9 protein-coding genes and 1 pseudogene are annotated in these 12911 nt (G+C 69.9%); 4 read left to right on the forward strand and 6 right to left on the reverse strand.

All coding sequences use genetic code 11. The features are described from left to right. The first annotated feature begins 2 nt into the window (after positions 1 to 2). Complete coding sequence (gene ligD, locus H0523_RS12370; protein ID WP_054431859.1) at positions 3 to 2552, forward strand: DNA ligase D; 2550 nt, start codon at positions 3 to 5, stop codon at positions 2550 to 2552. Between the two features lie 18 nt (positions 2553 to 2570). On the opposite strand, the gene H0523_RS12375 is transcribed toward ligD, so the two are convergent. From H0523_RS12375 to H0523_RS12385, 3 genes are all read right to left on the reverse strand, one after another. Continuing rightward, on the reverse strand, positions 2571 to 3983 hold the full coding sequence (locus H0523_RS12375) for an amino acid permease (protein WP_054431858.1): 1413 nt from the start codon (positions 3981 to 3983) through the stop codon (positions 2571 to 2573). Positions 3984 to 4229: 246 nt separating this feature from the next. Further along, complete coding sequence (locus tag H0523_RS12380) at positions 4230 to 5948, reverse strand: hypothetical protein (RefSeq protein WP_054431857.1); 1719 nt, start codon at positions 5946 to 5948, stop codon at positions 4230 to 4232. Further along, on the reverse strand, positions 5945 to 7087 hold the full coding sequence (locus H0523_RS12385) for a DKNYY domain-containing protein (protein ID WP_054431856.1): 1143 nt from the start codon (positions 7085 to 7087) through the stop codon (positions 5945 to 5947). The genes H0523_RS12380 and H0523_RS12385 overlap by 4 nt, the downstream gene beginning before the upstream one ends. Before the next feature lie 299 nt (positions 7088 to 7386). Here H0523_RS12385 and H0523_RS12390 point away from each other — a divergent pair, with 299 nt between their 5' ends. From H0523_RS12390 to H0523_RS12400, 3 genes are all read left to right on the forward strand, one after another. Beyond that, positions 7387 to 8436, forward strand: coding sequence for an NAD(P)-dependent alcohol dehydrogenase (locus H0523_RS12390; RefSeq protein ID WP_054431855.1), 1050 nt, complete (start codon positions 7387 to 7389; stop codon positions 8434 to 8436). 34 nt (positions 8437 to 8470) lie between these two features. After that, positions 8471 to 8950 carry a hypothetical protein gene (locus H0523_RS12395; RefSeq protein WP_054431854.1) on the forward strand — a complete coding sequence of 160 codons (480 nt, stop codon included), beginning with the start codon at positions 8471 to 8473 and terminating at the stop codon, positions 8948 to 8950. Positions 8951 to 9079: 129 nt separating this feature from the next. Then, positions 9080 to 11464 (forward strand): catalase, encoded by a 2385-nt coding sequence (locus H0523_RS12400; protein WP_054431853.1) that lies wholly within the window; start codon positions 9080 to 9082, stop codon positions 11462 to 11464. On the opposite strand, the gene H0523_RS12405 is transcribed toward H0523_RS12400, so the two are convergent. The 3 genes and pseudogenes from H0523_RS12405 to H0523_RS12415 all read right to left on the reverse strand — a co-directional run. Further along, positions 11403 to 12116, reverse strand: coding sequence for a glycosyltransferase family 2 protein (locus tag H0523_RS12405; RefSeq protein WP_054431852.1), 714 nt, complete (start codon positions 12114 to 12116; stop codon positions 11403 to 11405). The two genes, H0523_RS12400 and H0523_RS12405, sit on opposite strands and share 62 nt — an antisense overlap. Beyond that, a complete protein-coding gene (locus H0523_RS12410; RefSeq protein ID WP_054431851.1) occupies positions 12113 to 12715 on the reverse strand; it encodes an SAM-dependent methyltransferase in 603 nt (200 codons plus the stop codon). The genes H0523_RS12405 and H0523_RS12410 overlap by 4 nt, the downstream gene beginning before the upstream one ends. Next, positions 12703 to 12911: pseudogene (locus H0523_RS12415) on the reverse strand (acyl-CoA dehydrogenase); the annotation flags it as partial. The gene H0523_RS12410 and the pseudogene H0523_RS12415, both read right to left, overlap by 13 nt.

A 12911-nucleotide genomic window follows, 5' to 3' on the forward strand; every position in this document is an offset into this window, starting at 1 on the left:
CCATGGCCGACACCCTGGCGAAATACCGCGCCAAGCGCGACTTCAAGGTGACGTCGGAACCGGCGGAAGGCGGTCAGGCCAATGATGCCGCGCGCGCCTTCGTGATCCAGAAGCACTGGGCCAGCCACCTGCATTACGACTTCCGGCTGGAACTGGACGGCGCGATGAAGAGCTGGGCCGTGCCCAAGGGGCCCAGTTTCGACCCGTCGGTCAAGCGCATGGCGGTGCAGGTCGAAGACCATCCCATCGCCTACAACCGCTTCGAGGGCGAGATACCGAAAGGCCAGTACGGCGCCGGCAAGGTCATCATCTGGGACCGCGGCACCTGGACGCCGGTGGGCGACCCGGCCGACGGCTACCGGCGCGGCCATCTCAAGTTCGACTTGCACGGGGTCAAGCTGCGCGGGCGCTGGGCGCTGATTCGCATGAAGGGGCGGGGATCCGAGAAGCAGCCGCCCTGGCTGCTGGTGAAGGACCGTGATGCCGCCGCCCGCGCCGAAAGCGAATTCAGCGTGGTCGATGAGCAGCCCGACAGCGTGGCGTCGACGCCGACTGCGCGGGCCCGCCGGGTGCCCGCGGCGGCGCCGGCGGCGTTGCCGGATCCGGCCGCCTCGCCGTCGCCCGAGGCGCGCGAACCGCGCTTGCCCGGCGTGGCGGCGGCCTTGCCCGACCGGCTCAAGCCGCAACTGGCCACGCTGGTCGAAGGCGTGCCGCGCCAGGCCGACCCGGATTGGCTCTACGAAATGAAGTTCGACGGCTACCGGCTGCTGGCGCGGCTGGACCACGGCGAGGTGCGCCTGTACACGCGCAACGGCCACGACTGGGCGCCGAAGCTGCCGCATCTGGTGGCGGCGCTGCGGCGCATGCCATTGGAAACCGCGTGGCTGGATGGCGAGATCGTGATGCTGGCCGACCACGGCGCGCCCAGCTTCCAGGCCTTGCAGAACGCCTTCGACGGCGAACGCACCGGCGCCATCCTGTTCTATGCGTTCGACCTGCCTTATGTCACCGGCCGCGACCTGCGCGGCGAGCCGCTGCGCGTGCGCCGCGCGGTGCTGGCGCGGGTGATGGATGCCGCCGGCGGCGACCCGCTGCGTTTGAGCGACGCGTTCGACGCGGCGCCGGCCGACCTGGTGGCGTCGGCCTGCAGGATGGGGCTGGAGGGCATCATCGCCAAGCGCCTGTCCTCGCCGTATGTCTCGCGCCGCAGCGACAACTGGATCAAGCTCAAGTGCGCGCGGCGCCAGGAATTCGTCGTGGTCGGCTATACCGATCCGCAAGGCGCGCGGGTGGGGCTGGGGGCGTTGCTGCTGGCGTATCACGACGAGGCCGGCCAGCTGGTGTATGCGGGCAAGGTCGGCACCGGGTTCGATGACGCCGGCCTGGCCGCGCTGCGGGAACGGTTGCAAGCGCTGGAGACGCGCCAGGCCAGCGTCAAGGCCGGGGGCGGCGGGCGCGGCACGCATTGGGTGCGGCCTGAACTGGTGGCGGAAGTGTCGTTTGGCGAATGGACGGAATCGGGCCACGTGCGCCACCCCGTGTTCCGCGGGCTGCGCACCGACAAGCCGGCGCGGGCGATTACCAGGGAGGTGGCGATGACCGCTGGAAAGACCCCAGGCAAGGCGACCGCCAAGGCCGCGGCAAAGCCCCCACGCCAGGCCGCGAAGACCGCTACCGCCGCCGGCAAGCTGACCCACCCCGAACGCGTCATCGACCCGTTCACCGGCCTGACCAAGTTGGACCTGGCCCGCTACTACGGCCTGGTGGCGCCGATGCTGCTGCGCCATCTGAAGGACCGCCCGGTGTCGTTCCTGCGCGCGCCGGCCGGCATCGAGGGCGAATTCTTCTTCCAGAAGCACCTGGAGGCGCCGATGCCGGGCGTGAAGCCGCTGCCGCAGGCCCTGGATCCGGACCATCCGCCCCTGATGGAAGTGCCGACGCCACGGGCAATCATGTCGGCCGCGCAGATGAACGTGGTGGAGTTCCACACCTGGAACGCGGTCAAGCGCGCCATCGGCAAGCCCGACCGCATGGTGTTCGACCTGGATCCGGGCGAGGGCGTGACCTGGGACGCGGTGCGGCGCAGCGCGCAGTTGCTGCGCGTGCTGCTGACCGAGATCGGCCTGGCGTGCTGGCTCAAGACCAGCGGCGGCAAGGGGCTGCACGTGGTGGTGCCGCTGCGCCGGCAACATGATTGGGATACGGTCAAGGCGTTCTCGCAGGCCATCGTGCAGCATCTGGCGCGCACCCTGCCGCAGGTGTTCGTGGCCAAGAGCGGGCCGAAGAACCGGGTCGGCCGGATCTTCGCCGACTACCTGCGCAATGGCTTCGGCGCCACCACGGTGGCGGCCTGGTCGGCGCGCGCGCGGCCGGGAATGGGGGTGTCGGTGCCGCTGGCGTGGGAGGAACTGGACGCGGTCCGGGCCAGCAATCAGTGGACCATCGCCAATATCCATGAACGCCTGGATGTGGGCGACACCCCGTGGGACGACTACGCGCCGCAGGCCATCGCCGGCGCCATGCGGGCGATGGACTTCAAACCCGGCGGATAGCCCGCGGACACGGCGGCGTCAGTCGTCGCCGGCCCCTGCCAGCGCGCCGGCTGCCCGCTCGCGCGTGCCGATGCGGAACACCTGCGCCACGATGCCCATGGCGACGATGACGCCGGCCAGGATCGAGGTGTAGACCACTTCGTTGCGGTAGGTGCCCTCGATCACCATGGTGACGAGCGCGGCGATGATGCAGACGATCACCGCGTACGTCAGCCACGGGAACAGCCACATCTTGAACTCCAGCCGCACGCCGCGGGCCTGCAGGCGCTGGCGCATGCGCAGTTGCGAGCAGGCGATCGCCAGATAGACGAACAGCGCGATGGTGCCGGTGGCCTGCATCAGCACGTCGTACACATCCATCTTCGAGGTCGCCATCATCCACACGGCGGCGAAGGCGAACAGGCTGGAGATGATGACGCCGACATAGGGCGTGCCGGTCTTGCGTCCGGTGATCTGCATCACGCGGTGGGCGTCGCCGCGCCGGGCCAGCGAATAGAGCATGCGCGAGGCGGTGTAGAGCGCCGAGTTGAAGCAGCTGCACACCGAGGTCAGCACGATGAAGTTGACGATCAGCTGCGCGTGCGGAATGCCCAGCGCGTCCAGCGCGACGTTGTAGGTGCCCTGGGTCGGCTCGGTCAGGCCCGGGGCGTTGTACGGCACCAGGCAGACCACGATGAAGATCGAGCCGACGTAGAACAGGCAGATGCGCCACACCACCGAGCGCGTGGTCCGGATGATCTCGCGGCCCGGGTCAGCCGATTCCGCGGCGGCGACGGTGACGATCTCGGCGCCGATGAAGGCGAACATCACGCCCAGCAGGGCCACCACCACGGACTTGGGACCGTTGGGCATGAAGCCCTGGCTGGTCAGGTGGCTCCAGCCGTTGGCCTCGCCCCATGGCCACAGGTGCGCCAGCGCCAGGCTGCCCATCACCAGGAACAGCACGATGGCCACGACCTTGATGAGCGCGAACCAGAATTCGAATTCGCCGTAGTTGCGCACGTTGAGGAAGTTGACGATCAATAGCGATACCGTCACCAGCAGCGCGTAGCCCCAGGCCGGCGCCATCGGGAACCAGCCGTGCAGGATCTGTCCGGCGACGTAGGCCTCCCAGCCCATCAGCAGCGCCCAGAAGTACCAGTAGAGCCAGCCGATGGTGAAGCCGGCCCAGCGCCCGATGGCGCGGTCGGCGTAGGTCGAGAACGAGCCGGTGTCCGGCTGCGCGACGGCCATTTCGCCCAGCATGCGCATGGCCAGGATGACCAGAATGCCGCCGCCGATATAGGCCAGGATGACGGCCGGGCCGGCCAGGGCGATCTGCTTGCCGGAACCCACGAACAGCGCGGCGCCGATGACGCCGGCGATGGACATCATCGTGAGATGGCGGGACTTCAGGCCGCCCTTGAGTTCGGTATTGGGGGTGTTCTCCAACTGCTTCTCCTCTCCAGATGCGCGGGGGCCATGGCGTGTTCGCCATCGGAATGGAAAAGAGGCATGTCCCCTGCCGGTTTATCGCTTTTTGGTCTTGAGGCTACGAGGATACGCGCGCGGCGGCGATCGTTGGCGCCTGTGCCATGTCCTGTTGCAAGTGCCAGGTTTTGTTGCCGGGGCCGCGGCCATGGATGCAAAAAATCGGACGAGCGGCCTTGCGCGGGGCCGCGCGTCAAGGGCGCGTGGTCAGCGCGCCAAGCCCGACAGGGAGAGATCGAAATCGAACGGCAGCCGTTCCGTCTTGCCGGGACCCAGGACCTCCAACCGGGCGATCCGGCCTTGGAAGAAGGCCGCCAGTTGTGTCCCGCCGGCAGCGCCGGTCAGGCCGATGCGGCCGACCTCGCGCAGCAGTCCGCCCGTTGCGTCGGTGGCGTTCAGGATCGGGTCCTGGCCGGCATACGGCAGCCGCGCGGGATCCAGCAGCGCCAGGTTGTCGTTGACCGCGGCGCCCGGCGGCAGCGCGTCCAGCGGCAGCGCCTGGCGCTCGATCGTGGCCATGCGCAGCACCGACAGCCGGCCTTTCGCGCGCACGGGCATCACCGGAAAGCGGCGCGGATCGAAGGCAAAGCCGTCCTGCACGCGCTCATAGGCTTCGCCTTCGCGCACGTCGATCGGCTGGCCGCGGGCATCCAGGAAGGTGATGGTGGCGTCCGCCAGGCCGAAGCGCGCGGCGGCGGGAATGAAGCGATCGCTCAGCACGTCGGGATAGCCGAAGCGGATGACCGGCCTGTCGTCGCGCCGCACCAGGGCCACCGATACGCTGGCGGCCATGGCCCGCGGCTCGATGTCGGGCCGCAGCCTGGGCGTGTCGTGGTCGTAGACCGAGCCGGCCAGCGTGAGCGGGGTCAGGCCCACGCCCTCCAGGGTCTGTCCGAGCGGCAGCACCGAGGCCGACAGCCGCCGCGTCAGCGTGGGGCCGCCGGGCACCAGTAGCGTGACGCGCACGCTGGCGATCCTGCCCTTGAAGCCGAAGCGGGCCTCCAGCTGGCCGTTGGCGTCCTTGAAGCCCGCCTTGGCCAGCAGGGTGGCGGTGTCGGGCACGGTGAGCTGGCCCGCGGCCGCCTGCGCGCTCAGTTGGTCGAACTGGCGCAGGCTGCGCGCGAGCTGGTCGCGCGTGCCCCACAGGCGCAGGGGGTTGAACAGCACCTGGCCCGCGGCGTCGCGCGCCTCGATGATGACGGCGTCGCTGCTGAAGCCGCGCGGCGCGCCGCCGTCGTGCTGCGTGACGCCGATCGTCACGCTGTGGTCGTCCATGGCCTGCAGCGTGAAGGCATAGTCGCCCAGCCGGCGCGTCTGGCCCCGCGCGGCGCGGGTGAAATCGGCATGCGGGGTGGCCTTGGGCAGCGCGATGCGCAGCTCGCCATCGAGCGATTCCGGCAGGCCGCGCCGGACGTCGGGTTGCGAGAGCGTCAGCAACTGCCCCTGCTGCTGCACCGAGATGGCGACGCCGGCGCCGGCGGGCTGGCGGGTGGGGACCACGCTGCCATCCAGGAAGCGGATCGCCGACCAGTCGAAGGCGTGCGGATAGGGCAGGTCGAACGGCGCGACCACGCCAATGTCGCCGCGTTCGTTCAGGACGCCGATCACGCCCGCGGCGTAGACGTCGGCCAGGCGGCCGGCGTCGGCATAGTCGCCGAGGACCGCCAGCCGCGAGGTGGCGTGCACGGTCTGCGCCGGCGGTTCGCGCAGCATGTCTTCGCTGCGCCGCTGCTGGTGCAGGATGAACAGCATCTCGCTCAGGGCGCGGCGGGTGGGCGCGTCGGCGACGGCGGCGATGCGGGCCATGCGCGCGTCGTCGACCACCACCGTCGGCGCGGCGGGGGCGCTGTGGGCGGCGGGGGCCAGCCCCAGGCTCGCCGCGAGCCAGCAGCCGGCAACGAAGGCGGACAGGCGCATGGCGCTCATGAGCGGGAAGCCTCGCGGGTCAGCCGGTGCCACCACCAGTCGTCGAGCTCCGGCCGGGATTCGAAGAACGGCCGCCAGGCCTCGATGCTCGCGGCCGGATCGCACGGCGCGGCGCGCAGGTAGGGGCGGTGGCGGTCGGTGGCGCAGGGGCCGCCGCCGCGCGGGCGCAGCGGCGGATCGCCGGGGCCATGCACCGTGAAGGTGGCGGCGTCCGCGCCGTCGATGCGCTTTTTTTCGTCCAGGTACCAGACGTCGGTGCCGTCGGTGGCGTAGTCGTGGCCCAGTTCGCGGAAGGTCGCGGGGCGGGCGCCCTTGAGGCGGGCGCCGTAGAAATAGACGAACTCGCGGTCGCGCGCCAGGATGCTGCCGTCGCGCCGGAAGTCGCAGGAGTTGTCGCGGTAGTTGAGGTTCACCTGCGGCACGATCTCGAAGGCCTCGGGGCTTTTCGTGCGGATCGTCTTGCCGGTGATGTAGTAGGCCCGCTCGCGGTCGCGCGCATAGCGCAGGTTCAGGGCCTCGAAGGTGGCGATATCGGCGTCCTCGACCTCGTACCAATACGTCCTGCGTTGCGCCCCGTATTCGCCCTCGCCGTAGACGCGATGCCGGTCGTGCAGCCAGCGGCCGCCGAAGGCCTGGAAGCTCTCGGCATCGACATCGAGCGGGTTGCCCTGCTTGTCCGCCAGCCGCTCGCCATTGAAATAGACATGCGCGCCGTCGTGGGTATAGCAACAGAGCGTGGCTTCTGGATGGGCCGCGATGACGGTCAGCGGCCAGCCGCAGTCCTTGAACGGTCCGATGTGCGGGTTGCGTCGCACGGCCTCGCGGATGTGCCAGGTGGCGCGCAACTGGGGGGCGGCATCGTCGGGCGCGCGCCAGCGCGGCGGCAGCACCAGCCGGTAGATGGCGGCATCGTCCAGGCCGTCGAAATAGGCGCGCCGGTCATCCTCGCCCAGGGAATACGGAAACCACCGATAGGCCTTGCGCAGGCGCTCCCACTCGGCGGCCTCCAGGCCGATGCGCGCCAGCACTTCCCGGGGCGAGCGCCCGGTGGCGAGAAACAGGTTGGCCGCCTCGAAGGTGTCGTAGGGAATCACGGGGATCGATCGGGCGCCCGCCTGATAGTCGGATCGTTCAGCCAACGGGTGAAGCTCCTGGGAAGATCGGCATCGGGTCAGCCTCGGTCGGGATTCCTTGGGGGGGCGCTGCGGGCGGGAGTCAGGATAGCAAATGACGGCGGCGGCATCGCAACACGATTTACAACAAATGTTTCGATATGGATCGGAACGCGCGCCACCGGCGCGGTATCGTATGCCCCAGGCCATGGCGCGACCGTGGCGGCCCCGGCAGGATTGGGCAAGAATCTCGGCGAAATGCACTACCGGCGCCGGGCGCGATTCCGGAGAATGTTCTTTTTGGACAAGCACCAGGGAGTCTTCAAATGCTTGTGAAAGCCTATGGCGCCTACGCCGCCGACAAACCGCTCGAATCGCTCGAGATCACCCGCCGCGCCACTGGCGCCCACGATGTCCAGATCGACATCGCCTACTGCGGCATCTGCCACTCCGACCTGCACCAGGTGCGGGCCGAATGGGAAGGCACCCAGTATCCCTGTGTGCCGGGCCACGAGATCGTCGGCCGCGTTGCCGCCGTCGGCGCCCACGTGCAGGGCTTCAAGCCGGGCGACCTGGTCGGCGTCGGCTGCATCGTCGACAGCTGCCAGCACTGCGCCGAGTGCGCGGACGGCTTCGAGAACTACTGCGATGGCATGGTCGGCACCTACAACGCGCCGACCGCGGACGAGCCGGGCTGGACGCTGGGCGGCTACACCCAGAAGATCGTGGTGCACGAGCGTTACGTGCTGCGCGTCAGCCATCCCGCCGAGCAGCTGGCCGCGGTGGCGCCGCTGCTGTGCGCCGGCATCACCACCTATTCGCCGCTGCGCCACTGGAACGCCGGGCCGGGCAAGAAGGTGGGCGTGGTGGGCATCGGCGGGCTCGGCCACATGGGCATCAAGCTGGCGCATGCGATGGGCGCGCACGTGGTGGCCTTCACCACCTCGGAGTCCAAGCGCGCGGCGGCGCGCGAGCTGGGCGCCGACGACGTGGTGGTGTCGCGCAATCCGGACGAGATGGCCGCGCACCTGCAGAGCTTCGACTTCATTCTCGACACCGTGGCGGCGCCGCATGACCTGGACGCCTTCCTGGTGCTGCTCAAGCGCGATGGCGCCATGACCCTGGTGGGCGCGCCGGCCACGCCGCATCCCTCGCCGAACGTGTTCAACTTCATCATGAAGCGCCGCTCGCTGGCCGGGTCGATGATCGGCGGCATCCCCGAGACGCAGGAGATGCTGGACTTCTGCGCACAGCACGGCATCGTCGCCGACATCGAGATGGTGCGCGCCGACGGGATCAACGCCGCCTACGAGCGCATGCTCAAGGGCGACGTCAAGTATCGCTTCGTGATCGACAACGCCACACTGGCGGACTGATGCGGATACCGGCGCCGGGCAGGAGGATGACGACATGATCCACGGACGTTGCCGGGCATGGCTGCAATGGCTGGCCGGCACGGTCGCCGTCATCGGGCTGTCCGGCGCCGCGCAGGCGGCGCCCGGCGACAACCGCGACCTGACGGAAGCGATCGCGCGCGAGATCGTCGCGTGCGGCGAACTCGACGGCATCGCGTGGCAGGAGGTCTCGGCGGTGTTCGCCGTGGACGAGGACGGCGACGTCAACCAGAGCTACGGCTATGCCTATGCCGCCGACGGCACGCCGCACGCGGTCGCCTTTCTCTACGACCCGGTCGAACAGGCGGTCAGGCGCTACCGCGAATGGCTGCGCCCGCGGCACGACAAGGGCTTCATCAAGATGCTGTTCCAGTTCAACCGGGTCACGCGCAAGGTCAACGCCGAATTCGAATACGACGACGCGGCGCGCTGGCAGGTGACGCCGGCGAACGTCGATCGCGTAACGGCGGCGTTGCGGCCGAAGCTGGGGCCCTGACGGCATCGGGAGCGGCCCGGCGGCCAGCCGCGGCGATCCCCACAGGCATGGGTATGGCGCTTGCTGCAAGGCGCGGATCGAGCCGCATCGGCTTGCGCCGGGCGAGCCGGCGCGCACCAGGAGATATCCATGCCCAGCAAGAAACCCAGCAAGGCGAAGGCGCCGGCTCCCGTCGACACCGCGTTCCACAACACGGACAGCGGGCCCGCCGCCCCGCCAGCGGCCGGCGCCGGCGCGCCGGCAATGCAGCGCGCCGCCGCGGTGGCCGCCACCGCGCAGGCGCTGCCGCGCAACCCCCATAAAGAGAGTGAATACGGCGAGGCGGGCGCGCGTTGTCCCTACCAGGGGGCGCAGGCTGCCGCGCCGGACGCTTCGGTGGGGGCCAGTTCCCTGTCCGAGCGCCAGCACATCCCCAAGACGGGCGAGCCCGCCGAGCCGGGGGTGAACGCGGTGGGCGGCGAACTGGCGCGGGTGCGCGCCGACGCGCAGGGGCAGGCGCTCACCACCAACCAGGGCGTGCCGGTGAGCGACAACCAGCACTCGCTCAAAGCCGGCCTGCGCGGCCCCGCCTTGCTCAAGGATTTCATTCTGCGTGAAAAAATTACGCACTTCGACCATGAACGCATCCCGGAACGCATCGTCCACGCGCGCGGCTCGGCGGCCCATGGCTACTTCGAATGCTACGAGTCGCTGGCGCCGCTGACGCGCGCCTCGCTGTTCGCGAAAAAGGGCAAGCGCACGCCGGTATTCGTGCGCTTCTCGACGGTGGCGGGCGAGCGCGGGTCCAAGGACACGGCGCGCGACGTGCGCGGCTTCGCGGTCAAGTTCTACACGGATGAGGGCAACTGGGACCTGGTGGGCAACAACATGCCCGTGTTCTTCATCCAGGACGCCATGAAGTTCCCGGACCTGGTGCATGCGGTCAAGCCCGAGCCGCATCACGGCATGCCGCAGGCGGCCTCGGCGCACGATACCTTCTGGGACTTCGTGTCGTTGATGCCGGAATCGACTCACATGCTGATGTGGCTGATGTCGGACCGCGCCATTCCGCGCAGCTACCGCATGATGCAAGGCTTTGGCGTGCACACCTTTCGTTTCGTCAATGAGCAGGGCGAGTCGCGGCTGGTGAAGTTCCACTGGAATCCGGTGTCGGGCACGCATTCCCAGGTGTGGGACGAAGCGGTGAAGGTGTCGGGCGACGATCCGGACTTCCACCGCCGCGACCTGTGGGAGGCGATCGACGCCGGCAACGGCCCGCAATGGGAACTGGGCGTGCAGATCTTCACGGAGGAAGAGGCGGAGCGTTTCAGTTTCGACGTGCTCGATGCCACCAAGATCGTGCCGGAGGAACTGGTGCCGGTGCGCCCGATCGGGCGCATGGTGCTGGATCGCAATCCGGACAATTTCTTCGCGGAAACCGAACAGGTGGCGTTCTGTACGGCGCATGTGGTGCCGGGCGTGGATTTCACCAACGATCCCTTGTTGGCCGGGCGCATCCATTCCTACGTGGACACGCAGATTTCGCGGCTGGGCGGACCCAATTTCCACGAACTGCCGATCAATGCGCCGCTGGCGCCGGTGCACAACAACCAGCGCGACGGCATGCACCGGCAGGCGGTGCATCGCGGGCGCGTGGCCTATGAGCCCAATTCGCTCGGCGGCGGCTGTCCGTTCCAGGCGGGCATGGAAGGCTATGTGTCGTTTCCCGAGCCGGTCGCCGGCGACGAGCTGCGCGGCCATCCGGAACGGTTTGCCGAGCATTACAACCAGGCCACCCTGTTCTACGACAGCCAGACCGACTGGGAGCGGCGGCACCTGACGGGCGCCTTCGTCTTCGAGCTGAGCAAGGTCACGGTGGCGGCCATCCGCCAGCGCATGGTGGCGTCGCTGCGCAACGTGTCCGAGGAACTGGCGCAGACGGTCGCCGACGGGCTGGGCATGGCGCTGCCGGAACCCCTGCCGCGGGCGCTGCGCGAGGTGCCGCGGCCAGAGGTGGCGCAATCGCCGTCGCTGTCATTGAGCGCGCGGCCGGGGCAGGTAGGCGTGGCCACGCGCAAGGTCGCCATCCTGGTGGCCGAAGGCGTGGACGGCGCAGCCGTCTCCAAGGTGGCGCAGGCCCTGATCAAGGCTGGCGTGGTGGTGCGCCTGGTGGGGCAGCGCATCGGTCCGGTGGCCACGGCCGACGGCGGCGCGCTGGATGCGGACGCATCGCTGGACAACCAGCCTTCCGCCGTGTTCGATGGCGCCGTGGTGCCCGGCGGGGCCACGGCGCTCGAGCGTTGGCGCCAGGATGGACGCGCGCTGGAATTCGTGCGCGACACCTACCGCCATGGCAAGACCCTGCTGGCGCTGGGCGAAGGCGCGGGCCTGCTGCAGGCCGCGGGCATCGACCCGGCGGCCGACGACGAGGGACTGGTGGCGGGCGATGCGCCGGCCGCGGCCGCGGCCGCGTTCATCCAGTCGTTGGCGCGGCACCGCCATCCGGCGCGGGAGACCACGCCGACTCGCGTCTGACCGACACGCGCAGCGCCGTGGCGAAGCCGCCTTCGACCCGGGAATACGGCCGGGCGCTGGTGGTGACGCGCGGTAGCGCCGACCAGGCGATCGTGCAGCCGGCCCGCGCCATCCGGTCCACCAGGGCCTGATCTTCGCTGCAGGGCAACGGCGCGAAGCCACCCACGCGGCGGTAGGCCTGGGCGGCGACGCCGAGGTTGGCGCCGTGCACGTGGCGGTGCCCATCCCGGTCCTGGTAGCGCGAGGCAAAGCGGCGCTGGGCGGCATGGGCGCGCGGCCCATGGGCGGCCCAGCCCGACACCCCGACCGTGCCGCACACCACCTCCGCATCCAGGGACAACTGGTCCACCAGCCAGCGTGGCGATACCACGGTGTCCGCGTCGGTATGCGAGAGCCAGCGCGCGCCGGCGTCCAGCAGCAGCTGGGAACCGGCCGCGCGGGCGGCGCCGACGTTGCGCGCGCTGATGGCCAGGCACTGCACCGGCCAGGCGGCGGCGAGCCGGGCGGTGGCGTCGCGGCAATGGTCCAGCACGACCACGATCCGCACCGGCTCGGCCCGCAGCAGCGGGTGCCGCGCGGCCTCGGTGACCGCGCGCAGGCAGGCCGCGATATAGCGCTCTTCGTCATGCGCGGGAATGCAGATGCCGATCATTGGGGGTGTCCTTGGGCTGGATGCAGGGTCCAGGCATCGAGCCGGAAGGCGGGTTCCTGGTGGCTGAACAGCGGGCGGGCGCCGGGCAGCGCGGCGAAGGCGCCGTGCAGCGCGTCCGTCTGCTGGCGCCGGTCGTCGAATTGCCCGCGCCAGTGGCAGGCGATGAGCTCGGCGCCGGGCCGCAGGCTGGCGCTGGTGCGCGCCAGAAAGCGCGTCAAGGCGTCGTCGTCCAGGTAGTAGGCCATTTCCGATACGACCATCAGGTCGAATCCGTCCGGCGGAATCGCGGGCCAGGCGTCGGGCAGCCGCAAGGCCAGCGTCTCGACGCCCGCCATATGGCCGGCCTGCATGAGTTGGCGGCAGCGGTCGATGGCGGTGGCGGCCAGGTCCACGGCGGTGACGCGGTGGCAACGCCTGGCCAGCGCCAGCGTCATGGCGCCACTGCCGCAGCCGGCCTCCAGCGCGTGGTCATAGTGGGCCCGCCCCAGGCTGGCCAGCAGCAGGGCGCGCTTGCGGCGTTCGTACCAGGCGCCGCGCACGTTCCACGGATCGTCGCAGGCGCGATACAAGGCTTCGAAATGGCGGGCTACAGCGTCCATGTGGATTGCCCGGCTTGGGCCACCGCCGCGCCGTGCGCGGCCTGGTCGCGTTCGGCGTGGCTTTGGCGGATGTAGAGCGGCAGGTCGGCCATCGCCTGGGCGACGGCCGGATCCTTGCACAGGGGGCCGGCGCCGAGCGCGCGGCCGGCGCGCGCCAGGAGGTCGTCGGCCGCCGCCTCGACCGCCAGGCGGGCAC

The organism is Achromobacter insuavis, from assembly GCF_902859645.1.
GTDB classification, from domain to species: Bacteria; Pseudomonadota; Gammaproteobacteria; order Burkholderiales; family Burkholderiaceae_B; genus Achromobacter; species Achromobacter insuavis.

Excerpts from the sequence above, each read along its gene's own strand:
- ligD (WP_054431859.1), top strand. The coding sequence starts at position 3 with ATGGCCGACACCCTGGCGAAATACCGCGCCAAGCGCGACTTCAAGGTG.
- H0523_RS12380 (WP_054431857.1), bottom strand. The coding sequence starts at position 5,948 with ATGAGCGCCATGCGCCTGTCCGCCTTCGTTGCCGGCTGCTGGCTCGCG.
- H0523_RS12390 (WP_054431855.1), top strand. The coding sequence starts at position 7,387 with ATGCTTGTGAAAGCCTATGGCGCCTACGCCGCCGACAAACCGCTCGAA.
- H0523_RS12395 (WP_054431854.1), top strand. The coding sequence starts at position 8,471 with ATGATCCACGGACGTTGCCGGGCATGGCTGCAATGGCTGGCCGGCACG.
- H0523_RS12400 (WP_054431853.1), top strand. The coding sequence starts at position 9,080 with ATGCCCAGCAAGAAACCCAGCAAGGCGAAGGCGCCGGCTCCCGTCGAC.
- H0523_RS12405 (WP_054431852.1), bottom strand. The coding sequence starts at position 12,116 with ATGATCGGCATCTGCATTCCCGCGCATGACGAAGAGCGCTATATCGCG.
- H0523_RS12410 (WP_054431851.1), bottom strand. The coding sequence starts at position 12,715 with ATGGACGCTGTAGCCCGCCATTTCGAAGCCTTGTATCGCGCCTGCGAC.